This window comes from Bradyrhizobium japonicum USDA 6 (assembly GCF_000284375.1).
Lineage (GTDB): Bacteria > Pseudomonadota > Alphaproteobacteria > Rhizobiales > Xanthobacteraceae > Bradyrhizobium > Bradyrhizobium japonicum.
Map to the genome: position 1 here is coordinate 9,069,078 of NC_017249.1, position 25,260 is coordinate 9,094,337.

A 25,260-nucleotide genomic window follows, 5' to 3' on the forward strand; every position below is an offset into this window, starting at 1 on the left:
TTTGAACCGTTAAACTAGCATAGCCGCCCTAAGGATGTTTCAACCAGCTCTTTCAACGTTGAGTATTTCGAGTGCGGCTTCGGCTTTGGCCCATAGCCGACCAATCGCGACATGCTGCCCGATGGCAGCTTCTGGCCCTTTGCTGACATACCAGGGCCGTTGGCGCGGTGTCGGCTTTTGCCCCGATGCCGCCCGCGCCACGCGCCGCATGTGCAACGCAGCACCTTGCCAACGCAGCGAGCGCGACGACGAAAACGTGATACTCTTTTCCGCCAGGCCACGAGGATCGAATGAAGCGGCGGGAGTTCATTTTCCTAGTCATGGGGGCAGCGATCGGTTGCCCCATCATGGCCATGGCGCAGCAATCCAAGACCGTCCGGGTGGGCATGCTCAACCCAAGCTTTGCTGTCCAAAAGCCTTTAGATGCCTTCCGAAAGCAATTAGGCGACCTCGGCTATATTGAGGGCAAGAACCTCATCATCGACTATAGGACAGCGGAAGGACATTTCGAGCGCTTGCCTCAACTCGTAAAGGAACTCGTCGCGCTCCGACCCGATGTTCTGGTTGCGATTGCGACCCCGGCTATCGCTGCGGCCCAGCGAGCCACATCCACGATACCCATCGTGATGTCGCCTTCAACGGACCCGATTGGTTCCGGGTTCATCAAGAGCTTTGCACATCCGGGAGGCAATATAACCGGCGTGGCCAATATGTACGGCGACGTAATGGGCAAGTCAGTGGAAACGCTACACGAGCTACTGCCTGCCGCGAAAACGGTTGCCGTACTGATGTCGCTGAATACTACCCATCCTACGCAATACGAGCTAGCGCGAGCCGCGCTTCAATCTTTCGGAACGTCGGTTTTCCCAGTCGTCGCCCCTACACCGGACGACTTGCCTGATGCCTTTCACAAGATGACAGATGCACACTGTGACGCTCTGTTTGTTCTTGCCGACCCATTCCGACCGACAATCGCTTCTCTAGCGGCAAGTTCGAGAATTCCCGCGGTGTATCAATATAGAGAATTCGTGGATGCCGGTGGTTTAGCTAGCTATGGTGCAAACAACGTCGGAATGTTCAAGATGGCAGCCCGATACGTGGACAGAATTCTCAAGGGTGCAAGTCCTTCCGAAACACCAGTTGAGCAACCCACCAAGTTCGAACTGATAGTCAATCTGAAAACTGCAAAAGCACTCGGCCTCACCGTGCCGCCCTCGATACTCGCCCGCGCCGACGAGGTGATCGAGTAACCGGTAACCTGCAATCGTGCACATCGTTTTTGGTGCAATGCATGAGCCCGGAAGCGGCCCCTGACGAACCAATCGCGGCATGGTGCGCGATGGCTGCTTTTGACGCCCAAAGCGGGCCTCGGTTCGGCGCACCTTCGTTGGGACGCGTGGTAAGGTCCCCAGCATGTCGGCCGGAGGGGCGGTTCTTCGATCAAGTTGGAAGTATTCTTCTCGGGACATTCGCCGGTGATTTTGGCAAAGATTGTCCCCTGCGAAGGCCTCGGGATCATCGACCAGCCGTGGACCATAACCCTGACGACGACCGGCAAGTCGCAGACGAACGTCGCAGCCTGTTGGGGCTCGCGGCGATGGCTCTCATCGTGGGAGCCGCGACCGGATGCGTTGGGGCAATCTTCCGGCTTTTGCTCGCGCATGCCGATCATCTGCGCGATGCGATGATCGCGTGGGCCCATGGCCACGCAGTCTGGGGGTTCTTGACTGTCGTCGGCGCGTGCGCTGTCGCGACCCTGGTTGCCGCGTGGATGGTGCGGGAATTCTCGCCACACGCTTCGGGCAGCGGCATTCCGCATGTCGAAGCCGTTCTGCGCGAAGAGATCCGACCGGCGCCGTTTGGCCTGGTGCCGGTGAAATTCTTCGGCGGAATACTGGCGATCGGCTCCGGGCTGGCGCTGGGCCGTGAGGGGCCGACCGTCCAGATGGGCGCCGGTATCGCGGTTCTCGCTGCGCGCGCCTGCCGGCTCTGCTGGGCGGACTCGCGAGTGCTTCTGGCGGCCGGCGCCGGTGCCGGCCTTGCAACGGCCTTCAATGCGCCGATTGCCGGGCTCGTGTTCGTGCTGGAGGAACTAGTGCAGAAGTTCGAGCACCGTGTCGCCGTCGCCGCCCTTGCAGCGCTGGCGACGGCGATCCCGGTCGCAAGGTTGCTTCTCGGTGACGCGCCCGACTTTCACATCGGGCCGCTGAGCTATCCCGGCGCCGAATCCGCCCCGCTCTTTCTAACTCTGGGTGGCATCGCGGGACTGCTGGCTGTCGCATACAATCGCACCCTGCTTGCGACCATCGCAGTTCGCGACCGGTTTGCAGGGCTACCGATCGAGCTCCGCGCCGGACTGATTGGCGCAAGCGTCGGCATGTTGGCCTGGTTCGCGCCCGAACTGGTCGGTGGCGGAGATCAGATCACGCAGCGGGCGCTGATCGGCCACGAGAGTGTGGGAGTCCTGGTGTTCGCATTCCTGATCCGATTCGGACTCGGCGCTCTCTCATACGCGGCTGGCACGCCCGGCGGGCTGTTCGCACCCTTGCTCGTGCTCGGAGCCCAATCAGGGCTGCTGTTCGGGATGGCTTGCCACCTTGCATTCCCGGCGCTCTCCATCCAGCCGGAAGCATTTGCATTGGTGGGCATGGCCGCTCTCTTCACCGGCATTGTGCGCGCGCCGGTGACCGGCATCGTTCTCGTCGCCGAAATGACCGGTAACGTGACGATGCTGCTGCCGATGCTGGGCGCCTGCTTCATGGCGATGCTGCTGCCCATGCTGCTGGGCAATGCGCCGATTTACGATTCCCTGCGTGAGCATACGCTGCGCCTGGAGCGGAAAATCAGACAGAGGTGAGATCGATGCCATCCACCCCGACTATGCCGATGCGTGCAACGTTTTAGGCGTCCGACTTCCCCAATCGGAAATTCTGTTCTTGAGCCGTGACGGCCTACGTCAGCTTCTGGCCGGCCTGCCGGGCGCTTCTCCTCGAAGACCGCCTTTGACCCTGGCTGTGTGAAAACGCTACCGTTTTTACACCGCCAAGACCCTATGCGGACAAGCGGCTTGTAGAACTAACGATGTCCGAACCGCGCCACGACCATCTCAGACTTCGTATCCGGCCACGGGTATCTGGAGGAGCAACAATATGAAGCAACACATCTTCGAGGAACTGGCCACCAGCTCGACCGATTGGAATGCCTCGGTCATCATGGGCCACATGGCTGTGGGCGGTTTCGTCGTCGCCTCAGATGAAGCGTCTTACGTGACAGGTTCGATACTGTTGGTCGCCGGCCAGTTCACGAGGTGAGACCATGGCCGCCGCGTCAAAGCTAGCACTTGATTTCCTGCTGCGACGGGCGACAATGACGTCGCGCCAGCTTCCGGTACCGAACTTTATATAAGACGGGGAAAACCCGCTTGGCTGCGGCCATACCGTCGCTGCGCGGGAGGGATCGTTATGACGGTAGGGTTCAAGCGCTGGCTGCAGCGCCGACATGATCCAGGCCGCCGGTCGTATCGCCGTTACGATTGGGTGCGATGCAATCGCGCCGCTGCACCGCGAAGAACCCACCCTGGTTGGCGGCGAACTCGCCACCCCGGTGCTGCAAGCGGAACACCACCAAATGATCATCGAGCCGATGCATTGAGCAGGCATCAACGCGCGCAAGCGTTGAAGCACGGAGGCGCGATAGACTGAAAGAGACTCCAAGCCGGCGCAAGACTGGCCGTAGAGCATCAACTCGGACACATCGAGGGAGGGATGCATGACGACAGTAACCCGACGTAACGTCCTCAAGGGCGGTACCGCGCTTGCGGGCGGCATGGCCGGAATCCTGACGGTTGGCAGGGCGCCCGCCTATGCGCAAGCCGCCACGGTGCACTGGCTGCGCTGGACCGACTTCGTTCCGGCGTCAGATCAGCTGCTGCGCAACGAAATCGCCAAGGAGTGCGAGAAAGCGCTCGGCATAAAGCTCAATATCGAGACCATCAACGCCAACGACATCCAGGCCCGTGTCACCTCGGCGATCCAGTCCGGGTCCGGCCCCGACATCGTCTGCGTCCTCAACAATTGGGGGCAACTTTACGGCGAAAGCGTCGTAGACGTCAGCGACATCGCGGAAGCACTCGGCAAGAGCCAGGGCGGCTTCTACGAAACATCCCGCGCTGTCGCCAATGACGGCAAGAAGTGGATCGCAGTGCCGTGGTCCATCGTCGGCTTGCAGATCGCGTACCGAAAGTCCTGGTTTGCCGAGATCGGCTACACGGACGGAAAATTCCCCCAGACGTGGGAGGAGTATCGCGAGGCCGGCAAGAAGCTGAAGGCAAAGGGACGGCCAATCGGCCAAACGCTGGGTCACACCTTCGGCGATGCGCCCGCCTTCGCCTACCCCTACCTGTGGTCCTGGGGCGGCAAGGAGGTCGAGGCAGACGGCAAGACGATTGCGCTGAATAGCCCGGCAACCGTCGAGTCGGTTAAATTCATGGTGGCCTTCTGGAAGGACGCCCACGACGAAGGCGGGCTCGCCTGGGACGATTCCAACAACAACCGCGCTTTTCTGTCCGGGACATGCAGCGCCACGCTCAATGGCGCCTCGATCTACATCGAGACCCTGCGCAAGCCGGATACCTACAAGACGGAGGCCGGCGGGCCGCTGAAGGACGACATCCTGCATGCCGCGCTGCCCAAGGGCCCCGGCGGGCAATTCAGCTATCACGTCCCGTTCTCGAACCTCCTGATGGGTTATTCAAAGAACCAGGATGCGGCGAAGAAATTCCTTGGCTGGATTCACTCCAAGGACGTCTACGACAAATGGTTCGTTTCCCAGAAGGGCTTCTCGGTCGGCCCGACCACGGATTGGGAAAAGCACAAGCTATGGGGCGACGACCCGATCATGCTGCCCTACAAGCAAGCCGCGCGCACAGGGCGCTTCGCTGGCTACGAGGGACCTTCTACCCGCAGGGCAGCCGAAGTCGTGACCAAGTACGTCATCGTTGATATGTACGCAAAGGCCGTCCAAGGCATGCCCCCCGAGGATGCCGTGAAATGGGCAGAGGCTGAGCTCAGGAAGGTCTACGTCTGAGGATAAGCCGCCCTCCTCCCATTTTTCGAGGGGCAGCGGAATCTTCCGGCCGACGAGGATCGAACATGGCGATAAGCGCGGTTTCCGACACCACGCTCCGCGAGGCGCCCCCTCCCCGGCGACAGCGCTTGCTCGAGGACGAGCGCTGGCTGGCGTTCGTGCTGCTGGTGCCGACCATCGTACTGCTCGGCATGTTCATCGCCTATCCCTTCATGCGAGGGATATTGCTGTCGGTCACCAGCTCGCGCGTCGGTATTCCCGGCGACTTCGTCGGCCTCGCCAACTTCTACAAGATCTTCAACGACGGGATCTTTCGCACCGCCGTCTACAATACCTTCCTCTATACGGGCGTGACTACCGTCTTCAAGCTGGCGCTAGGGCTATGGCTGGCCATGCTGCTCAATCGTAATTTCCGCGGCAAGGCTTTTACCCGTGCTTTCATCCTGCTGCCGTTCATCATTCCGACCGTGCTCTCGACTTTCGCCTGGAAGTGGATGTTCGACCCGACGTTCAGTGTTCTCAATTGGCTCCTCTACCATTTCGGCTTGATCACCGGTCGGATCAATTGGCTGGGCGATCCCGACCTCGCCATGATCTCGATTATCATCGTCAACATCTGGCGCGGGGTGCCGTTCTTCGCCATCAGCCTGCTCGCCGGCCTGCAGACCATCAGTCCCGAACTCAACGAGGCCGCCGCCATCGACGGCGCCAAGCCGTGGCAGCGGTTCTGGCACATCACCTGGCCGCTGCTATTGCCCGTGACCATGGTCGTGATGCTGTTCTCGGTGATTCAGACCTTCGCCGACTTCCAGATTGTCTATGTGATGACGGGCGGCGGGCCGGCCAACGCAACGCACCTGTTCGCCACCTACGCCTATCAGATCGGCGTCGGCACAGGCCTCCTGAGCGAGGGCGCCGCGATCTCGCTCGCAATGTTTCCGGTCCTGTTTCTGATCGTCGTCCTCCAGCTTCTCTACATCCGCCGCGTGGAGGTCCGCTGAGCCATGATCGAAGGCGCAAGGTGGCGAAAGTGGGTGTTCTTCTACGTCCCTATGGCGTTGTTCCTGCTTTTCCTGCTGTTCCCGTTTTACTGGATGGTGATCACTTCGGTGCGGCCGGACGGCGAGCTTTACCGCCCCTGGAATTCGAGCAACTACAATCCGTTCTGGACCTGGAAACCGACCTGGGACCATGTCAGGTATCTGTTCGAGGAGACGCTGTTCGCATCGTGGCTGTGGAACACGACGTTCATCGCGCTTGCATCAACCGCCATCTCGCTCGTGTGCGGCGTGTTCGCCGGCTATGCCCTGTCGCGGCTGAACTTTCCATTTGCCGGCAGCCTGGGCACCGCCATCTTCATTACCTATCTCGTGCCTCAGACGCTGCTGTTCATTCCGCTGGCAGAGATCATACGCAACTATCGGCTCGGTGACACGCCTTGGTCACTGATCCTGACCTATCCGACCTTTCTGATTCCGTTCTGCACCTGGATCATGATGGGCTACTTCAAGGCGGTACCGAAGGAGCTCGAGGAATGCGCGCGCATTGACGGCGCCTCGCGCTGGCAGGCGATGCTCTACATCGTCATCCCGGTGGCGATCCCGGGCATCCTCTCGGCCGGCATCTTCGCTTTCACGCTGTCGTGGAATGAGTTCATCTACGCGCTCGTCTTCCTGTCCTCGCCTGAGCAGAAGACCGTGCCGGTCGGCGTCACGTCGGAGCTGATCCGCGGCGATGTATTCTACTGGGGGCCGCTGATGGCTGGGGCCCTGCTTGGATCTATACCGGTTGCTATCGCCTATTCGTTCTTCGTCGAGCACTACGTCGCGGGATTGACCGGATCAGTGAAGGGCTGACAGCACCGCGGATCGCAGGGATTCGAAAGCGCGCATAGCGACAGCGCATAATCCGCTGGAGGCAGGTGGAAGCGAATGGGCCAGGTCGTCCTCAAGGGGATCAACAAGTTCTTTGACAACGTGCACGCTGTCAAAGACGTCAATCTGCAGATCCGCGACAAGGAATTCATGGTGTTCGTCGGCCCCTCCGGCTGTGGCAAGACGACGACGCTCAGGATGATCGCCGGGCTCGAAGCGATCAGTTCCGGCGATATCTCCATCGACGGCAACGTGGTCAATGAATTGGCGCCCATGGACCGTGACATCGCCATGGTGTTCCAGAATTACGCTCTGTACCCGCACATGACCGTGTACGACAACATGGCGTTCGGCCTGAAGATGCGCAAATTCGAAAAGCCCGAGATTGACAAGCGCGTACTGGAGGCGGCTGACATCCTCGGCATCGGCGAATTGCTCACGCGCAGGCCACGCCAGCTCTCAGGCGGCCAGCGCCAGCGCGTGGCGTTGGGCCGCGCTATCGTGCGCCACCCCCGCGTGTTCCTGTTCGACGAGCCGCTGTCGAACCTCGATGCCAAGCTGCGGGTGCAGATGCGCGTTGAACTGAAGAAGCTGCATCTGCGCCTCGGGACCACAGCCATTTACGTTACCCACGATCAGGTCGAGGCCATGACGCTGGGCGACCGGGTCGTCGTCATGAAGGACGGCGTAGTGCAGCAAGTGGGGGAACCGCTCGAGCTGTACAATCAGCCCGCCAACAAGTTCGTCGCCGGCTTCATCGGCTCCCCAGCCATGAATTTCGCGGCCGTTACGGTGACCGAGGCGAACGGATCGCTGATTGCCGAGAACTCCGGCCTCCGCATCAAGCTGCCGGACGAGACCGCGCAGCGGCTGCGCGGTTGTACCGGACGCAAGGTCATGCTCGGCGTCCGGCCGGAGGACCTCACCGTGGCGGGTAGCTTTGATCTCGGCCACCCATGCTTCGATGCTGTGATTGAGGTGGTCGAGCAACTCGGCTCGGAAATCCTGCTCGATATGAAGGTCGGCGAGAGTATCATGGTGGCGAGCGTCGAGCCGACCGCGAGGGTGAAGGTGGGCGACAAGCTGCGCGTTGCCATGCGGCCTTCCAGGCTTCATGTTTTCGACGCGCAGACCGAGGCGGCCATCTAACGCCGCCAGTTGGCCAATGCCACTGGCGAGGGGAATTCGATCAGAACGCTGACATGGCGGATCAAGTCAGCAATGTCGGCTTACGAGACAAGGCGGAAATTGTGCCGGCGAGTGCGGACCCGGAAATAGCATGGGGCTCGCAATCCGCGAGCCCCGCTGCGCACTCGGCGATTTCAGGCCTTGTGATGAACAGTCTGCAGGCCGTAGACCGGCGTTGGGATGCTCTCGTAGCGCGCCTTCAACTGCAGGGAAAGGAATTGCGAGTAATGTCGCGACTGATGCAGGTTGCCGCCGTGGAACCATAGGCCTTCCTGCTGCGTCGGCTTCCACATGTTGCGCTGCTCACCTTCCCATGGGCCGGGGTCCTTTGTCGTATTCGAGCCGAGGCCCCAGACCTTGCCGACTTTGTCGGCCATTTCCGAACTCACGAGATCGGCGACAAAACCGTTCATCGAGCTGTAGCCGGTGGCATAGACGATCACGTCCGCTGGCAATTCCTTGCCGTTGTCGAGCCTGACGCCGTTGGGCGTGATTTCCTCGACCTGTCCAGCGAACAGTTTGATTTTGCCGTCAATGATAAGCTGCGAGGCGCCGACGTCGATGTAATAGCCCGAGCCGCGGCGCAGATATTTCATGAATAGCCCGGAATCGTCGTCACCGAAGTCGAGCCTGAACCCGGCCTTCTCCAGTCCGGCATAGAAAGCGGCGTCATCCTGGCGGATCTTGTCGTAGACCGGCTTCTGAAACTGATTCAATATCCGGTAGGGCAGTGAAGCGAAGATCAGATCGGCTTTTGCCGTCGTCATTCCGCCGCGGACGGCGCGTTCGGAATAGAGATCGCCGATACTCTCCATCAGCGAATCCGAGCGCACAATGTGCGTCGTTGAGCGCTGCACCATCGTTACGTCGACGCCGGCCTCGTATAGCGCAGCGCAGATGTCATGAGCCGAATTGTTCGAGCCGATCACCACCACCTTCTTGCCTTTGTACCCGCCGGAGCCGGGATGGCGTGAGGAGTGGTGTTGCTCGCCCTTAAACGAGTCCATGCCTTTGATTTTCGGCATGTTGGGCTTGGCTGACATGCCGGTCGCGAACACAAGCTGCCTGGGCCGCAGGGTAATCTCCTTGCCATCGCGTTCGACGATGACGGTCCATTCCTTCCTGGTGTCGTCCCAACTTGCGCGTTTGGCCGTGGTGTTCGACCAGTAGTTCAGCTCCATGACCCTGGTGTACATTTCCAGCCAATCGCCGATTTTGTCCTTGGGCGAGAACACAGGCCAGTTCTTGGGGAAATCGATGTAGGGTAAGTGATCGTACCAGACGGGGTCGTGCAGGCAGAGCGACTTGTAGCGGTTGCGCCAGGAATCGCCGGCGCGTGCGTTCTTTTCGACGATGATCGTCGGCACACCGAGCTGGCGCAGCCGCGCCCCGAGCGCAATGCCGCCCTGCCCGCCGCCGATGACAAGCACGTAGGGCTGGGTCTTGAAGCCGAGTTGCTCGACTTCCTCGTCACGCAGTTCCTTCCAGGTCTTGGCGCCGGGATTGACGCCGTGCCTGGCGCCGAGCGGTCGGCTGAAGCCAGCCTTTTCCTCATGGGCCTTCAGTTCGGCCATGGTCGTCAAGAGCGTCCAGATCTGACCATTCTGCAGGCGGATGAGTCCATATCCGCGCGCGACCTCGGTCTCGAACGTGATCCAAGATTCGGTCACGCCGCCGGCCTCGGTTGGCGTTTCACCCTCGGCGATTTTCCAGTTGCGCGGCTTCACATGCGCGAGGCAGTGCGCGAGCATGTCGCGGACCTGATCGCGGCCTTCCATGGTCTTGATGTTCCAGGTGAAGGCAACGAGGTCGCGCCAGTAGCATTCCTGAGCGAACATTCCTACGGCGGCGTCGAGATCGCCGGCCGCAAGCGCAGCTTCAAACTCGTCGAGGAAAACCTGAACGCGCGCACTAAGCGTGGTGTCGAGCATCACTTCCTCCCGGATGTTGTTTGCAATTTTTCTACGCAGGCAGCGTAACCTTACCCCAACCATCGCGGGAATCCAGACTCGCGCGGCAGGGTTCCCGGTCGGCTTCAGCGCGCGCGGTCTAACGATTTCCGTTCACAGGGGCAGACCGGAAGGGAGCGGCACGCGGCCATAGTGACGCGATTGACCCGAAGGTGACATGCGGCGAGCTTCAACTTCGGGACGTCAACCCTATTGGCCGATCGTAGTTCGAGATTACTGAACCTGCTTCAAGTAGGCTTCAACCTCGCGCAGGTCGTTAAGCGGAGGAAATGACAGGAGAGCCTGAGACGGACTGCACCACGGATAAGGAAGCGAAGATAGCCAGCGCATTACGCCATCGAGTTCGGCGCCCGACAAGACTTTCATAACTTCAATGGTGATCACGAGCCTGACCACTTTTCCGTGCCCATTGAAATGCCAGTCGTAACGTCCGCATCCAACGCGCAGCGGTTGCCCACTGGCCTTAGCGGACATCCCCACCAACCAATGGCACTGAAAGCGCGCTCGGTCAGTCTCGGAAGGCTGCGATAGGCAGAACGTGTAGATGTTCTCGTATTCGACACCAAAACGACGCACCAAAATTTCTTCCACGGCGTTCAAGCCGGAAGCCGTGTTGGGGAACGAAATGGCGTCGGTCTTGACCACCATTTCGAGTGCAATGTCTTCAGAAAACGCCTGCCTCATCAAGAACGGTCGGTTGCCGTCCTTGGCCAAGATGTAGGTTCTTACTGCTTCAGCAGGTGTGGGCATGGTGCCTCAGGCTAGCACACTCAGCCTACGAACGGGAATGTCGGTTCTGGACCCGTAGCAGTCATGGGACCTTCTTGCCCGCCTGCATCCGGGAGCCTTTCTCGCAACGATGCTATTCCCCGCATGGGCGATGCCGTCAACGTGCACGCCGTCGCCAATTGCTCGGGGTCTCGCCGGTCAGCTTCCTGAAGGCAGCGGCGAACGCGGTCTGGGAAGCATAGCCAAGCGCGACTGCGACCGAGATGACCGACGCGTCGGTGTCGCGCAGCATGTTTTTGGCCTCATCGAGCCGGCGCTGACGCAGCCAGGCATGCGGCGACAGCCCGGTACTTTTCTTGAAAGCGCGGCAGAAGTGGAAGCGCGACAGACCGGCATCCGAGGCGAGCGCGGCGAGGGAGACGTCCGCATCGTTGTCCGGACGCAGGCGTTCGATGGCGCGGTTGAGCACCTTCGGCGAAAGACCACCCATGGTCGGCCGGATCGTGGTTGGCGAGCCGGTGTGCGCTGCCAGGAGACGCGCGGCCGGAAGGCTTGTCAGTTGATGCCTGAATAGCGTATCCGGAGCCTCGTTGCCCTCCAGGACATCTGCCGCGGCCAAGAGCAATTGGGATGTAACGGGGTCGGGATGCGCCGTTCGCTCCGGAGGATTGACCGGTCCGGCGGTGTCGGCTTCTTCGGCCACGCGCTCGAGCGTCGCGTGCGGAAGATAGAACTCAACGACGTCAACGGATTCTGGAATGTCCCATCGGGAGCTTGATCCTTTCGGAATGATTATCACAGCCCCGGGACGGAACGTTCCGGTCGCAACTGATCGTCCCGACCGCCGTTCCACGCGCTGGACCGAGCCGTTGTAAGCCATGATGACGTGGTGGGTTTTGGGCCCGCAGACGTCGTGCGCTCGTTCATATTTCCGGTGGGCGATCGCGGCACCGGAGGTATCCAAAGCCATGCGAAATGCCGTGGCCCCGAGCACCCGCGCTATTTCCGCACCGGCGTGAGGGCGCTCGGCGTTGGCCGGAGTGACTTGGCACGCCTCAGGCGCAACTGACGCGTCCTTCAAAGAATCGCGCACGATATGCTTGTTCATGAACGTATCCTCGCATTGGAGAGACGATGCAGATGGCGGGAGAAATGCCGTGGTCCGGAGCGGCCAGATTTGTTGCTTTGATTGCGAAGCCCAGTGCGCGTCGCGTGCGGGTCGGGCCAACCATTTCTCGAACCGGGCTTGTTCCCGAAAGGTGAGAAGATGTGTTACTGTTTCGCGCCGAAAAAACCTTGCAGTCGGCCTGAATTGCGATTGAGTTTTCCTTGGCTTCTTGTCCAAGGAGGATCAGAAGTGCCGTTTCTATTCGAAGATTATTGCCTCGATGCTAACCGGCGCGAGCTCAGGCGAGGCTCCGAGCTCATCCCCATTGGACCGAAGGTGTTCGATCTGCTGCTCTTCCTGGTGCAGAACCGGGAACAGGTCGTGACAAGGGACGATCTTCTGAAGGCGGTGTGGGAGGGACGGATCGTGTCCGAATCCACGCTGACCAGCCACGTCAATGCCGTGCGCAAGGCAATCGGGGATACCGGCAAAGAGCAACGCCTGATCCGGACGGTTTCTCGCAGAGGCCTCCGATTTGTTGGCAAGATCATCGAGGAAGAGATGCCCGCGCGAGCCTTGGTCACAGACCCAGGTACGGATCTTGGCGTTCAACATGTAAAGAACATTCAGGAGCCAATCAGGGCCTTTGAGGTCGATGCGCCGACTGAAACGCGAGAGGCTGCGCCAGTTTTTGCTGCCGGGGCCGAGAGTCCGCCTCCGCTGCCGGACAGGCCTTCCATTGCAGTGCTTCCGTTCCAGAATATGTCTGGCGATGTCGAACAGGAATACTTTGCCGATGGAATGGCCGAAGACATCATCACGGCGCTGTCTCGTTTCAAGGCGCCATTTGTCATCGCCCGAAACTCCAGCTTCACCTACAAGGCGCGGGCCGTCGACGTGAAGCAGGTGGGGCGCGAGCTTGGGGTGCGCTACGTGTTGGAAGGGAGCGTTCGCAAGGCGGCAAGCCGAGTGCGCATTACGGGACAACTCGTCGACACCGCCACTGGAGCACATATTTGGGCCGATCGATTTGATGGCGAGCTCGGCGACATCTTCGATTTGCAGGACCAGGTGACTGAGAGCGTTGTCGGGGCGATCGCGCCTGCGGTGGAAAAAGCTGAGATCGAGCGCGCCAAACGCAAGCCGACCGCTAGTCTCGACGCTTATGCCCTCTATTTGCGCGGTCTGGCCCGGCTTCATCAGTTTGGTAACCGGCAAGCGAACGACGAGGCATTGCGTCTGTTCACCCGCGCGATAGAGCTCGACCCGGAATTTGCCACTGCCTACGGTCGTGCAGCCTCTTGCTACCTCTCCGCCAGGATCAATGGCTGGATTCCAGACACGGCGAACGCGATTGCCGAAGTGAAGAAGCTCACCCAACGGGCGGTTGAGTTGGGCAAGGATGACGCGATCGCGCTCTGCGCTGGCGGAAACGCCTTAGCGTTCGTTGTTGGGGATGTCGGGGTGGGCGCCGGCTTGGTCGATCGCGCGCTTGCGCTCAATTCCAATTTGGCTGAGGCATGGCATTTCGGCGGCTGGGTAAAGATCTGGCTCGGCGAGCCGGAATCCGCAATCGAACGGTTTGCTCGTGCCATTCGCCTGAGCCCGCTTGACCCGTGGCTGATGGGGATGCGAGCTGGAAATGCGTACGCACATTTCTTTTTGGACCGCTATGCCGAAGCGGCATCATGGGCGGCGATGGCATTGCAGTGCAGTCCGGACTATCGACCTGGATTACGTATCGCCGCCGCAAGCAACGCAATGGCCGGTCGGCTGGAGCAAGCACACAAGGCCGTGGCTCGGCTGCGAGAACTGAGCCCCACGCTGCGCCTTTCCAATCTCAAAGATGTGCTTGGCCCTTATCGACGTGCTGAGGACGTTGCGCGATACGAAGAAGGATTGCGGCAAGCAGGGCTGCCCGAATGACCATCTCGGCCAAGACACTCGCCTTGGCAACGAAGTAGTCGAATAAGCGCAACTTCTGCTGCTGGCCCGTCAGCGAAGGGGCGACACCTTTCATTGAGGTCCGCTTGGTGGGGTAGAGCGAACTGACTTTGCTCACTCCGAGTTCTTCGCATTTGACGCTTAGCTGATCTCGGGCGGCCGCTGTTTGGCCTAAGCGAAAGCCGCTCTGCGTGGTAGATAGACGCTGGTGTTCAAGGAAAAGGAAGCAACTCTGCGCGCTACGTGGCTAGTGAGCCCAGCGGTTCGTCACGATATGTGGGAGGCGGAGCAATGCCGAAGAGTGTCATTGAGGCTGATTATGTCGTAATCGGCGCTGGCGTTGCCGGTATGGCTTTCACCGACACGCTGCTACACCACGGCGCGTCCACGGTAGCGATCATAGACGCCGGTCACGGGCCAGGCGGTCACTGGAACCATTCCTATCCCTTCGTCAGACTTCACCTGCCTTCACGCCACTATGGCGTGGAATCCCGCGTGCTGGGGAACAACTCGATCGTTCGCGGAGGCCCAAATGATGGCCTCTCGTCCATGGCATCCGGGCCCGAGATCGTTTCGTATTATCGGGATATCATGGACCACGTGTTCCTACCTACCGGTCGGGTCGCCTACTTTCCGATGACGCGGTTCGACTGGCGTGCGCACGCCACTTCCTTGGTCACCGGAGAACGGCGTGCGGTCAAAGCACGCAAGAAACTTGTCGATGCGACATATGCCGCGGTTGAAGTGCCAAGCCTGCAAAAGCGCAAGTTTCAAACAGACGAAGGGGTGCGGTGTATCCCAGTAAACGATCTTGTCAGGATTTCCGGCGAAACGCATTGCTATTGCATCATCGGTGCGGGGAAGACCGGCGTCGACGCGTGCCTTTGGCTTCTCGAGAATGGCGCCGATCCAGACAGCATCAGGTGGATCGTCCCCCGCGATGCCTGGTGGATCAACAGATCGAAGGTTCAGTTCACCCAGGATTTCTTCGAGACGTCTTTTACGTACGTAGCGGATCTGTTGGAAGCAATTGGTGAAGCAGCGTCGATCAATGATCTTTTCCTGCAATTCGAGCGGCGTGACTTATGGCTTCGTCTTGATCGCTCGATCACTCCGACGATGTTCCATGGCGCGACGATGTCGAAGGGTGAATTGGACAAATTGCGATTGATCAAGGACGTCGTGCGAAGGGGGCACGTTCAGGTCATTCATCGAGACCGTATCGTCCTTGAAGAGGGGACAATCTCCGCAAATGATGACTGGTTATACGTGGATTGTACTGCTGCCGGTATCCCTCCGCGTAAAGCGAAGGTGATATTCGAGCCGGAAAAGATCACTTTACAATGGGTGAAATGGGGGAGATCGGCTCTTAGCGCCGCAGTGCTCGGATATGTCGAGGCGACCATTGATGGCGACGATCTCAAGAATGACCTTTGTCAGCCAATTTCACCGCCGCGAACTCCCGCTGACTGGGTGGGCACGTTCATAACGACCGCGCGAAACGAGAAACGCTGGTCGTCTCAGCAAAATCTGACCAAATGGGCGCGGTCGTTACGACTTGATGTATCAGCCAGCCTCGCTTCAGAGGTCATGCCGGATGATGCAGGGCGCATGGCTATATTACAGCGCGTAAGGAAAGCCAGCCAAACGGCCGTGGTTAGCGCAACGCGTCTCCTCGCTGATCTGTAATCACTCTAAGTTCTGGCAGGCTATCGTTGTACGCGGAAACTGCGCACCAACCTGCGGGCCAGCCGCAATATTCCGCAGGTGAAGTATGCCGTTTTGCCCGTTCACCTTGGGCGGCTTACAGGCAGAGATGCTGCGGCACATGAGTCCGATTCCGGCCCGTGTGAGACATGCCGGTGCAGTCTGACGATTTCCGTTCACAGGGGTAGACCGGAAGAGATCGGCACACGGCCATAGTGACGCGGAAGTCGGCCGGCCGGGTTTTCTCAAGCGCGCGCCCGTCACAGCGTAACCGCAAGCAGCATATAGGCAGCACAAGTCCACAGCGACTGCCAATTGTCCGGCCCTTCGCTGAGCGCCGCATAGATGGCCGCCCGCCGGTACCTACTTGACCTGTCAAAGCTGGTGCCAGATCGTTCCGTGCCGCGAGAGTCGCGTCAACATCCAACGAGAGCCTTAAGGGCTACCGCAGCGCGGGTGGAAATAATCTTCCCCATCTCCCGAGATGGCCTTCGGGGGCCGGCAGCAGAGCGGCCTTGCTCTGACGGTCGCCGTGCCGGCTGACGAACGTCACCTGTTGGCCCCCCATTGCGGCCTGCTCGTGTACAGTTCGCTAATTGTGGGTTAGGTTCGGGCGCTGTCGTATGCCGCACGTAGCTGATCCTCCAGCAGGCCTGGGAGTTGGTCATGCAGCCGATGAACGAGGTCCCCTTCGAGACGTCCCTGGCTGAATATGCCGAAGACATGCTCGACGCCTGTACGCGATGCGGGAAATGCGTCGAGGCCTGTCCGAGTGTCGAGCCGGCCGGCATCTCGCGGACGACAAAGTCCGAAGACATCATCGGCGGCATTCTCGAGTTAGTCCGTACCGGCAACGGCCCGGAAGCGTCGCGCAAATGGGCGCAATCTTGCATGCGGAGCGGGGCATGCATCAAGGCGTGCAGCTATGGCGTCAATCCGCGTTTCCTGCTGAGCATGGCGCGGCTTGGCATCGCGAAGTCGGACAATGAGCTTGCCGAACGGCGCCGCCGGGGTGTCGAGAAGTACCGCGACGGCAGTCGTGGTGTGAACATGCTTTCGCGCCTGCAACTCGATGCGGACGCGCTCGAACGACTGGGTCAGAGATCGGCGTCGGTCGCCACGCCCGTTGAGGCGCCGGATTTCGTGTTTTACACCGGCTGCAATGTGCTCAAGACGCCGCACATCGCATTGCTTGCCCTCGATATCATGGACGCGCTCGGCGTCAGTTACCAAGTGATGGGCGGGCCGAGCCATTGCTGCGGCATTCTCCAGCTCAAGTCTGGCGACGCAGAGATGGCCGGTCGTATGGGATCGAGTACGATGGAAAAGCTGTCGCACTCGAACTCGGGGCAGGTGATCTCCTGGTGCCCGTCGTGCTACGTCCAGTACACGGAGACCATCCTGCCAACGGTGGAGCGACAGCACGGGTCGCGCCCGTTCGAGATGAGCCCATTCATGCGCTTTCTCGGCGACCGGCTGGCGCAGCTCAAGCCGTACCTTCAGCGCAGGGTCGAAATGCGGGTCGCGCTGCACAAGCATCCCGGCGTGGCCGGCGTCGTGGAAGCCGCCGCTGAGATCTTGACGGCGGTACCCGGTATCGAACTCGTCGATCTGAACCAGCCGGCGGTGGGTTTGCAAAGCGTGGATGTCGGCGTGCTTCCAAAGTACAAGCGCGAATTGCAACTTATGGAGCTCGAGGCGGCGCGCGATGCAGGTGTCGATGCACTGGTCGCGGTCTATCATTCCGATCATCGCGAACTGTGCGCGCACGAGCGCGACTGGCCATTCCGTATCGTAAATATCCTTGAAGTGGTTGGCGAAAGCATGGGCCTGCATCGGCACGATCGCTACAAGGAGCTCAAGATCATGCAGGACGCCGACCAGATCGTCGCCGACTGCAGCGACCTGATCGCAAAGCACTCGCTTGATCCCGGCAATGCGCGTGACGTGGTGATGAAGGTGTTGCTTGGCGACCAGCCGCTTCCCCTGAGGCGTGGCGCGCCCCCGGAGGCGTGCGCGGGGGGCGTGGCGCCGTCGTAGCAGTTTGACGTCACCTGTTGGCCCACCGCGCCGGTGAACCCAATGCAGCGGCATGTCCGGAGCCCGGCGCAAACCGGAGGTCGCCGGCAGAGGGTATCACCCGAAGCCGGCTATTCCTCGATTGTTCAGTTTCCGTCAGGTGCTCCGCGCGGAAAGCCGACAGCGCTCGTCAGGGACATCTCCTGCCCCCCGCACGGCTTCACGACGTCTTCTGCTTCGCCTGCACGTGTCGTGCGAAATTGTCGAGGATGGCCTGCCAGCCGCCCTGCTGCTGCTCAACCGAGTGTGTCGGTTCGCCATCGAAGACGACGCGGACGACGACGCCCTTCGCCCCGGGCACGAACTCGACTTCGGCCTTGCGATCGCCGAATGAATATTCGATCAGCTTGTGTTCGACGATCGTCGTGTAGGTCCCGGCGAAGTCAAAGCCCATGCTGCCGTCCTTGGCTTCCATGCGCGACGAGAAGAGCCCGCCTTCCCGCAGGTCGACCGTAGCCTTGGTCGTATGCCAGTCGTCGGACGCGGCGTTCCACGCCATGATGTCAGCCGGTGTCGTATAGGCACGCCAGACCTGATCGATGGGGGCTGCGACGGTGGTTTCGACGGTGATCCTCATGAACATAAGCTCCTGGTTCGATTTTCTAGGTGACGGCATCACTTACGTGTGCGGGGTCGATCCAAGGACGATCGAGACTGGTCCTTCCCGACAGGGTCGAGCCGTCAAAGCGTTGAAAACACAAAAATGTCAAAACGTCTGTTGGCCACCCACCCGCGGCAGCGAACAAACTGGGGATGAGGGTCACATTTGTTCGATGCGGCTCGTGGCCGTTGAACCCGACCCGGGCTCGGCGACACTATCTCCCTGCGTCCTGAACGGCCCCGCCCATCCGTGGGCGATACGGGGGAATATCTGTCATGCGAAAGCGAAACTGGCGATTGATTGCCGTAGGCTCAGTGCTGCTGGTGCTCGCCGTCCTGTTCTTCCTCTCGATGCGGGACATGACGCCGTGGTCCAATGATCCTGCCGCCCTGATGCGCACGGTCGGAGAGGTCTCGGGCGCCGTCGGCGGCATCAGCCTCGTCATGATCGTCTTCGGTCTGATCGGCAGGAAAGCGCCGGCCTGACCAACGTCGTTCCGGAAGGCCGGACCACGGCGGCATCACGCCTGCGCGATGACAGGGAATAGCAGGTCTCCGATGCAAATCTGAATGTCTGAACCGCACATGCAGGGCGGGATGCATTTGGAGACACCTATGATCACCTCAAAGATGCTGATTGTGGTCACGATCGTATCGACGATGGGCGCAGCTTCGGCGCAACCTTTCCACCCGTCGCTGCCTGGAAAGGAAACGACCACCAGGCCCTGGACGGCGCCGGTCGGTCACCGCCAGCCGCACGCCTCCGACGTGCCCTCGGCAAGTCTGGGATCGCTGGATTTCCTCGACCAGGAGGATGCCGACGTCGATCGCAAGATCTCCGGCGTCTGCCGGGGCTGCTGATCGAACCTGCGCCAAGGCCAGATGGGATGAGACTCGACTGGCGGCCCAACGGACCGCAGTCAGTGTCCGACCTTTCGGAATTCGATCAGGCTGAACGAGCCGACACCGCTGGTGCCGACGAAGGCGAAGCCGGCCAGGACGCCGAGCCTGCGGTACTCGGCTTCCGTCCGCTCGCGGCCGCCAGGTCCCCGCAGCATATTGAGGTCGCTCATGGTGCAGGAGCGGTCCTGGGTCTCGGTCGTCGCGGGCTCCGGCATGATCCGTTCGATCACGATCAACTTTCCGCTGGCCGGCAGCGCGTCCCGGCAGTTGCGCAGAATCACCTCGCAACGATCGTCTCTCCAATTGTGCAGGATGCTCTTCATCAGGATCGTGTCGGCACCGCACGGGACCTTCTCGAAGAAGCTGCCCGCGACGAACCGGCCGCGATTGGCGATGCCAAGCCGGTCAAAATGCGCCCGCGCTCCCGGCTCGCAACGCGCCAGGTCGAAGGCGATGCCCTCAAGATGCGGGTTGTGCTGGAGCACGCCGCCGATCAATTCGCCGGTGCCCCCGCCAAGGTCCATGACGACGCGCGCGGTCGCGAAATCGTGCGCCGCGACGATCCTTGGAACGATGCTCCGCGTCAGGCTGACCATCGCGGCATTGAAGCGGCGGGTGAATTCCGGGGCATTGCTCGTCGCGGCATAGCGATCGTCGCCATCGCCGCGCAGCTCACCCGCGCTCTTGCCGGAGCGAACCGAATCGACCAGCCCGATCCAGGATTGCGCGAGTATCTCGCCCTCGAAGAGAACCCAGTCCTTGAAGGAGGGGTCGGCGCTCTCGTCGAGCTGCCGGCCGAGCTCGGTCATGGCAAACCGGTCGCGGTCGGCCTGCCTGCACAGGCCAAGTGTCGTCAGGCCAACGAGCAATCGGCGCAGCGCACTTTCATCGGCAGACACCAGCCGGGCGAGCTCGGCCACCGATCTCGCCTCATCGCCGATGGCCTCGGCGAGATTGAGCTTCGCCGCCGCATAGATCACCGCGGTGATGCGATGCGACTGCACGAGATCATGCACGGATGCCGGCCCACTCATGTGTTGCCTCCTGTCAATGCCGCTTCAATCGGTCGGGACGAACCCCGTTGCCTGCACGATCGCCTTCCACCGGTCGGATTCGGATGCGATCAGCAGGGCGAAGTCTTCCATGGCGATCGCGTCGGGCTCGACGGCCAGCTTGGCCATGCCGGCCTTGACCTCGTCGGTGCGCAAGGCCGCCTGGATCGCGGTGTTGAGCTTATCGACGATCGGCGCCGGCGTCTTGGCCGGAACGAAGAACGCAAACCATGTGAGGTCCTCGAGCGACGGATATCCGGCCTCCCGCACCGTCGGCACCGCCGGAACAAACGGACTGCGGCGCGGTCCGGTGGTCGCCAGCGCGCGAAGATCTCCGGACTGGACGAGCCCGAGCGAGCTGCCGATCGGCATGACGGTCGCGGCAATCACGCCCTTGGCCAGATCCTGAATCGCACCGCCGCCCTGATAGGGCACGTGAAGAAAATCGAAGCCGGCGGTGCGGCCCAGCATCGCACCGAGAAAATGCAGCGAGGTTCCGGCGCCCGGCGAACCAAAGGTGGCGTGCTTCGGATTGGCGCGGCACCAGGCCACGAAATCCGCCAGTGTCTTGACGTCGGCAGGCACCATCGGGCCGACCGTCAGCAATGTCGGAGTCGAGGCTACGGTCGACACCGGCGTGAAATCCCGCGGATGGTATCTCAGCGTCTTGTAGACGTGCGGAAAGAACATCATGAAGCCGAGCGGCGAGAACAGCATGGCCGATCCGTCGGCGTCGGCGTTCTTCACCGCCTCCACCGCGATGCGCCCGGCCGCGCCCGGACGGGTCTCGACCACAATGGTTTCGGCATAGCCGCTCATCTGGCCGGCCACGAGCCGCGCCAAACCATCCTGCAGCCCGGGCGTGAAGCCCGTCAGGATATGCGCGGTTCTCGCGATCGGCTGTGCGAGCGCCCGCGGTGAAATATGCGTAGCGGCGAACGCGGCAGCGGCCGCCGACAACACATCACGACGCGTGATCATCACCCGTTTCCCTGATCGAGCCCAGCCCCAATGAGATCGCGGCATGCTACCTGGCCATCGCTGCGGCCTCGGGAGCCACGGACGGACCGGGCCGCACGAACACAAAACGGGATATCGCAGATATCTGCGCGTCCTGACGGCCATCCTGGCCGATCAGGATGAGGCCTGCTCCGCCATTAGCCACCGTCAGGACGACCGCGTCACCCGCCCACGTCCCGATAGGCTCCATCCCGATGGTGAGAAACTCGCCGATCGGCTGGTCCAAATACTGGAGTCTCAGCTGCGGCGCGATTTCGGCGGGCGCCAGAGCAAGACCGAGCTGTTGTGCACGCGCATAGATTTCCCGCAGTGAAGCCTCGCCTTGAAAGCCGAGCTCGGCAACCGACACGGCAACAAGCTCAACCTCCGCCTTCTTGCGGCTGAGAGTAAAGGCCGGTCGAGCGAGTATCTCATCGGCCGCGTTTCCGACGCCGCATCCCATTGCACTCATCGCGCTGCGCAGGGCGAAAGTATCCGTGAATGTTCCTATCCGAATCGTCTTCCACACCGAGACATCCGCAACGGAGCTGATCGGAATCTCCGACCTGGGAGCCGGCGGATCGACCTTGACCGCCAGCTGTCTCCGCAAAACATCCTGCGCCGTGCATTGAGCCTCGGTGCGATCTACGGAAATCAAGCTGAACAGGTTGACGAGCAACCAGATCGCAAGCGCACTACCAATGCGCCAGGGTGCCGGACGATCGGGCCTTGCGCGGCCTTGCTGCAAGGCAATGTAGTCAATCTCGGCGCGCGTCGCGCCGATATCCAGCAACTCCCGATCGCTGAGGGCACAGAGAGCGGTTTGTACCTTCAGCCGTCTTCGGCGCTTCTGCCATGCGCTCCAGACCCGCAGGAAAAGGCTGGTCACTTGCTGCACGGGTGTGGCAGTCCGTCGCACCTGCGCAACGCCGTTGATGGTACTCATCGGCGATATCCCTTGTCGGTATCCCTTGTCGGTATCCCTTGTCGGTATCCCTTGTCGGTATCCCTTGGCGATACCTCTACCGATGGCAGGATGTCAGGACTTCGCCGGGCACGCTTGACGTGCAGCTTACATTTTCCTGACCGGCGCCTTACTTTACGCCCTAGCAGGTGCAGAGGCGGCTTCATCCACGACGGGAGTGGCAACTTGCGCTATCTCTTCGATGAATACGTGCTCGACACGGATCGGCGCGAGCTGCATCGCGGGGCCGATGCTGTTTCCGTTGCGCCACAGGTCTTCGACATTCTCGACTACTTGATCGGCAACAGGGAGCGTGTCGTCAGCAAGGACGACCTCATGAACGCGATCTGGAAGGGGCGCATCGTATCGGAGGCCGCGCTTGCGACCCGCATGAATGGCGTCCGCACGGCGGTCGGCGATTGCGGGGAAGCGCAGCGCCTGATCAAGACGATCCCGCGCAAGGGCTTCCGTTTCGTCGGAGCCGTTCGGGAAGTACGGGAGCCGAATCCTTCAACCGTCCCTCACCTGTCAGAGGCGAGAGCAGCGGCCCTCCCGCTACCGGATAAGCCCTCGATTGCCGTACTCCCTTTCGTCAGCCTCAGCTCCGATCCCGAACAGGAGTATTTCGCAGATGGCATCGTGGAGGAAATCACGATGGCCCTGGCTCATTTTCGCTGGCTGTTCGTGATCGCACGCAATTCGAGCTTTGCGTATAAGGGCCGGGTCGTTGACGTCAAGCAGGTCGGCCGCGAGCTTGGTGTCCGCTATGTCCTCGAAGGCAGCGTGCGCAAGGCCGGAAATCGCATTCGAATCGCGGGACAGCTGATCGATGCCGAAACTGGAACGCATCTCTGGGCAGACCGCTTTGAGGGCCCGATTGAAGACATGTTCGATCTGCAGGACAGTCTGACGTCCAGTGTCATAGGCGCAATCGCCCCGAAGCTGCAACGCGAGGAGATCAAGCGGGCAAGGCGGAAGCCGCCCGAAAATCTGGATGCGTATGATCATTATCTGCGCGGGCTGGCGAAATCCCGTTGGTCCAACAACGCAAACACCGAGGCGCTGCAGCTCTTTTGCAAGGCGACCGAACTCGACCCTCGGCTGGCTTGTGGCTATGCCATGGCCGCCTGGTGCTATGCCCGGCGCAAGGCGAACGGCTGGATCAGCGATCCGGCAAAGGAAATTGCGGAAGCCACCCGGCTGGCCCGGAAGGCCGTAGAACTGGGGACAAATGATCCGGTTGCGCTGTCCGTAGGTGGATATGCACTCGCCTTCATAGGCCATGAGTTCGACGACGCGGCTGCTTTCGTGGATCGAGCTTTGGCTGAAAACCCAAACTTCGCGCAAGCCTGGGCCACCAGTGCCTGGTTGAGGGTTTGGCGGGGAGAGCCGGATCTCGCCCTCGAGCACGCCGCACATGCCGTGAGACTTAGCCCGCTCGATCCGCCCATGTACTACGACGCGCAGGGGGCCATGGCGTATGCGCATTTTCTGGCGGGCCGCTATGACGCGGCGGCATCATGCGCCGAGAGCGCATTGCGTGGTCAAACGAGTTTCCTGCTCGTGACCTGCATGTCCGCAGCCAGCAACGCACTCGCCGGGCGGCATGACCAAGCGCAACGATCCCTCCTGCAAGCCCTTGAATGCAATCCGGATCTTCGTGCCAATCTCGGGAATCTGGCGCCGTTTCGCCGGGCAGATGACTTCGCGATCTTCGAGAAGGCTCTCTGCGCAGCGGGCCTTCCGGAAAAGCACGGCTCCGCTACCCCCTGACGGGGTGGACCGATGTTGGCGGCTTACATTTTCGCGACCGAAGGCTTATTGTCCACGGATAATTGCTCCCGCGCCCTCGGAGGTGAGAGGGCAGACTTGGAGAATGGTGCCATGCGCTATTTCTTCGAGGACTGTGCGTTGGACACCGAGCGGCGCGAATTGCGGCGCGGGCTCGATGTGGTGCCCACGACACCCCAGGTTCTCGATCTGCTCGAACATCTGATCCGCAGCAGAGATCGCGTCGTCAGCAAGGACGATCTCGTCAACGCGATCTGGAATGGCCGGATCGTATCCGATGCGGCGCTGACGACGCGGCTGAACGCCGTCCGGCGCGCGATCGGTGACTCCGGTCAGCAACAACGTCTTATCAAGACATTTCCACGCAAGGGCTTTCGTTTCGTGGGCGCCGTGCACGATGAGAATCGGCGACCAGGAATCACGGCAGCAGTTGCGGTCCCGGTTACCTATGCGCACGCTGTTGGCGAACGGCGATCCGCCGGCTGGCTGGAGGACCTCAGGGGCCGTCTGAAGCTCGTCGGCAGCGTGCTGGCGTCGGTCGCCGCCATCGGCGCAATTGCCGGTGGCGTCGCCGGATACTGGAATGCCTGGAAGACGGTCCGTACCGACGCACAACGGGAAGCTCAAAACATCCAGGCACAGCCGACAGTCAGGCCCGAGATCGCGCCTCGCCTCTCTCTCGTCGTGTTGCCCTTCGCCAGCCTCAACGACGGTCCGGCGCAGGACTCCTTTGCCGACTTGATCTCGACAGGCTTGACGACCGACCTCGCGCGAACGCCCGCCACTCTCGTTGTTGGACGCGACACCGCCTTGACCTACAAGAAGAAGGTGATCGATTTGCAGCAGCTCGGGACGGATCTCCGCGTCCGCTGGGCCGTGCGGGGCGCGGTGAAACGCAACGGAGACCAGGTGCGGGTCAACGTATCACTGACCGACCTCCAGACCGCCCGCGACATCTGGTCGGATCGGTTCGACGGCGACCTCGCAAACCTGGCCGTCTTGCAGGATACCATCGCGGCGCGGCTTCTCTGCGTCGCACACTTGCACCTCCGACAATATGAAGAAGCCCTCCAACAGTGCAGCCGCTCCCTGAATATGACCGGCACGGATTTCCAGGCTTACATCAGTCTGATCTCGGCTTACGGGAACGAAACTGCGGCACAAGACACATCCTAAGTCGACGTTACAGCGGCCCATCGCATTGCTGATTTGTGCTCACGCTCGCTCAAATCATGCCCTGCTGCCGTTGACGGCGAGGAAGCGCGCA

The 25,260-nt window shown here is 61.0% G+C and carries 22 protein-coding genes; 15 read left to right on the forward strand and 7 right to left on the reverse strand.

Annotated features, from left to right (window positions below; all coding sequences use genetic code 11):
- Positions 1-290: 290 nt before the first annotated feature.
- The 8 genes from BJ6T_RS41725 (at position 291) to BJ6T_RS41750 (ending at position 8,108) form a co-directional block, all read left to right on the forward strand.
- Entirely contained in the window at positions 291-1,250 is a 960-nt protein-coding gene (locus tag BJ6T_RS41725; RefSeq protein ID WP_014498552.1) for an ABC transporter substrate-binding protein, read from the forward strand.
- 278 nt (positions 1,251-1,528) lie between these two features.
- Positions 1,529-2,857, forward strand: coding sequence for a H(+)/Cl(-) exchange transporter ClcA (gene clcA / locus BJ6T_RS41730; RefSeq protein ID WP_080593936.1), 1,329 nt, complete (start codon positions 1,529-1,531; stop codon positions 2,855-2,857).
- Positions 2,858-3,149: 292 nt separating this feature from the next.
- A complete protein-coding gene (locus BJ6T_RS47865; protein ID WP_014498554.1) occupies positions 3,150-3,311 on the forward strand; it encodes a hypothetical protein in 162 nt (53 codons plus the stop codon).
- A 187-nt stretch (positions 3,312-3,498) separates the two neighbouring features.
- Positions 3,499-3,651 carry a hypothetical protein gene (locus tag BJ6T_RS47870; RefSeq protein WP_155256738.1) on the forward strand — a complete coding sequence of 51 codons (153 nt, stop codon included), beginning with the start codon at positions 3,499-3,501 and terminating at the stop codon, positions 3,649-3,651.
- Positions 3,652-3,768: 117 nt separating this feature from the next.
- The gene (locus tag BJ6T_RS41735) at positions 3,769-5,085 is read left to right on the forward strand and encodes an ABC transporter substrate-binding protein (RefSeq protein ID WP_014498555.1); all 1,317 of its coding nucleotides are present in this window, start codon (positions 3,769-3,771) and stop codon (positions 5,083-5,085) included.
- 65 nt (positions 5,086-5,150) lie between these two features.
- Complete coding sequence (locus BJ6T_RS41740; RefSeq protein ID WP_014498556.1) at positions 5,151-6,086, forward strand: carbohydrate ABC transporter permease; 936 nt, start codon at positions 5,151-5,153, stop codon at positions 6,084-6,086.
- A gap of 3 nt (positions 6,087-6,089) precedes the next feature.
- Entirely contained in the window at positions 6,090-6,941 is an 852-nt protein-coding gene (locus tag BJ6T_RS41745; RefSeq protein ID WP_014498557.1) for a carbohydrate ABC transporter permease, read from the forward strand.
- A gap of 75 nt (positions 6,942-7,016) precedes the next feature.
- On the forward strand, positions 7,017-8,108 hold the full coding sequence (locus tag BJ6T_RS41750; RefSeq protein WP_014498558.1) for an ABC transporter ATP-binding protein: 1,092 nt from the start codon (positions 7,017-7,019) through the stop codon (positions 8,106-8,108).
- A 173-nt stretch (positions 8,109-8,281) separates the two neighbouring features.
- On the opposite strand, the gene BJ6T_RS41755 is transcribed toward BJ6T_RS41750, so the two are convergent.
- The 3 genes from BJ6T_RS41755 to BJ6T_RS41765 form a co-directional block, all read right to left on the reverse strand.
- Entirely contained in the window at positions 8,282-10,078 is a 1,797-nt protein-coding gene (locus BJ6T_RS41755) for a flavin-containing monooxygenase (protein WP_014498559.1), read from the reverse strand.
- A 252-nt stretch (positions 10,079-10,330) separates the two neighbouring features.
- A complete protein-coding gene (locus BJ6T_RS41760) occupies positions 10,331-10,867 on the reverse strand; it encodes a hypothetical protein (protein ID WP_014498560.1) in 537 nt (178 codons plus the stop codon).
- A 136-nt stretch (positions 10,868-11,003) separates the two neighbouring features.
- Positions 11,004-11,954, reverse strand: coding sequence for a helix-turn-helix domain-containing protein (locus BJ6T_RS41765; RefSeq protein ID WP_014498561.1), 951 nt, complete (start codon positions 11,952-11,954; stop codon positions 11,004-11,006).
- A gap of 249 nt (positions 11,955-12,203) precedes the next feature.
- On the opposite strand from BJ6T_RS41765, the gene BJ6T_RS41770 reads away from it, so the two are divergent.
- The 3 genes from BJ6T_RS41770 (at position 12,204) to BJ6T_RS41780 (ending at position 17,645) form a co-directional block, all read left to right on the forward strand.
- Positions 12,204-13,880 carry a winged helix-turn-helix domain-containing tetratricopeptide repeat protein gene (locus BJ6T_RS41770; RefSeq protein ID WP_014498562.1) on the forward strand — a complete coding sequence of 559 codons (1,677 nt, stop codon included), beginning with the start codon at positions 12,204-12,206 and terminating at the stop codon, positions 13,878-13,880.
- Positions 13,881-14,189: 309 nt separating this feature from the next.
- Positions 14,190-15,587, forward strand: coding sequence for an NAD(P)-binding protein (locus BJ6T_RS41775; RefSeq protein WP_014498563.1), 1,398 nt, complete (start codon positions 14,190-14,192; stop codon positions 15,585-15,587).
- Between the two features lie 684 nt (positions 15,588-16,271).
- Positions 16,272-17,645, forward strand: coding sequence for a 4Fe-4S dicluster domain-containing protein (locus BJ6T_RS41780; protein WP_014498564.1), 1,374 nt, complete (start codon positions 16,272-16,274; stop codon positions 17,643-17,645).
- 199 nt (positions 17,646-17,844) lie between these two features.
- On the opposite strand, the gene BJ6T_RS41785 is transcribed toward BJ6T_RS41780, so the two are convergent.
- Entirely contained in the window at positions 17,845-18,261 is a 417-nt protein-coding gene (locus tag BJ6T_RS41785; RefSeq protein WP_028170215.1) for an SRPBCC family protein, read from the reverse strand.
- Between the two features lie 299 nt (positions 18,262-18,560).
- Here BJ6T_RS41785 and BJ6T_RS46770 point away from each other — a divergent pair, with 299 nt between their 5' ends.
- Both BJ6T_RS46770 and BJ6T_RS41790 read left to right on the forward strand, forming a co-directional pair.
- Positions 18,561-18,770, forward strand: a complete 210-nt coding sequence (locus tag BJ6T_RS46770; RefSeq protein WP_014498566.1) for a hypothetical protein — start codon at positions 18,561-18,563, stop codon at positions 18,768-18,770.
- 129 nt (positions 18,771-18,899) lie between these two features.
- Positions 18,900-19,145, forward strand: coding sequence for a hypothetical protein (locus tag BJ6T_RS41790; protein ID WP_014498567.1), 246 nt, complete (start codon positions 18,900-18,902; stop codon positions 19,143-19,145).
- Positions 19,146-19,204: 59 nt separating this feature from the next.
- Here the strand turns inward: BJ6T_RS41790 and BJ6T_RS41795 are convergent, their stop codons facing one another.
- The 3 genes from BJ6T_RS41795 to BJ6T_RS41805 are packed head-to-tail and all read right to left on the reverse strand — an operon-like array spanning position 19,205 to position 22,184.
- Positions 19,205-20,221: a methyltransferase gene (locus BJ6T_RS41795; protein WP_014498568.1), complete on the reverse strand. Its 1,017-nt coding sequence runs from the start codon at positions 20,219-20,221 to the stop codon at positions 19,205-19,207.
- A 24-nt stretch (positions 20,222-20,245) separates the two neighbouring features.
- Positions 20,246-21,220 (reverse strand): Bug family tripartite tricarboxylate transporter substrate binding protein, encoded by a 975-nt coding sequence (locus tag BJ6T_RS41800; protein WP_014498569.1) that lies wholly within the window; start codon positions 21,218-21,220, stop codon positions 20,246-20,248.
- Between the two features lie 46 nt (positions 21,221-21,266).
- Complete coding sequence (locus BJ6T_RS41805) at positions 21,267-22,184, reverse strand: DUF1127 domain-containing protein (protein WP_014498570.1); 918 nt, start codon at positions 22,182-22,184, stop codon at positions 21,267-21,269.
- Positions 22,185-22,388: 204 nt separating this feature from the next.
- Here BJ6T_RS41805 and BJ6T_RS41810 point away from each other — a divergent pair, with 204 nt between their 5' ends.
- Both BJ6T_RS41810 and BJ6T_RS49830 read left to right on the forward strand, forming a co-directional pair.
- The gene (locus BJ6T_RS41810; RefSeq protein WP_014498571.1) at positions 22,389-23,975 is read left to right on the forward strand and encodes a winged helix-turn-helix domain-containing tetratricopeptide repeat protein; all 1,587 of its coding nucleotides are present in this window, start codon (positions 22,389-22,391) and stop codon (positions 23,973-23,975) included.
- Between the two features lie 111 nt (positions 23,976-24,086).
- The gene (locus BJ6T_RS49830; RefSeq protein WP_014498572.1) at positions 24,087-25,169 is read left to right on the forward strand and encodes a winged helix-turn-helix domain-containing protein; all 1,083 of its coding nucleotides are present in this window, start codon (positions 24,087-24,089) and stop codon (positions 25,167-25,169) included.
- The last annotated feature ends 91 nt before the right edge of the window (positions 25,170-25,260 follow it).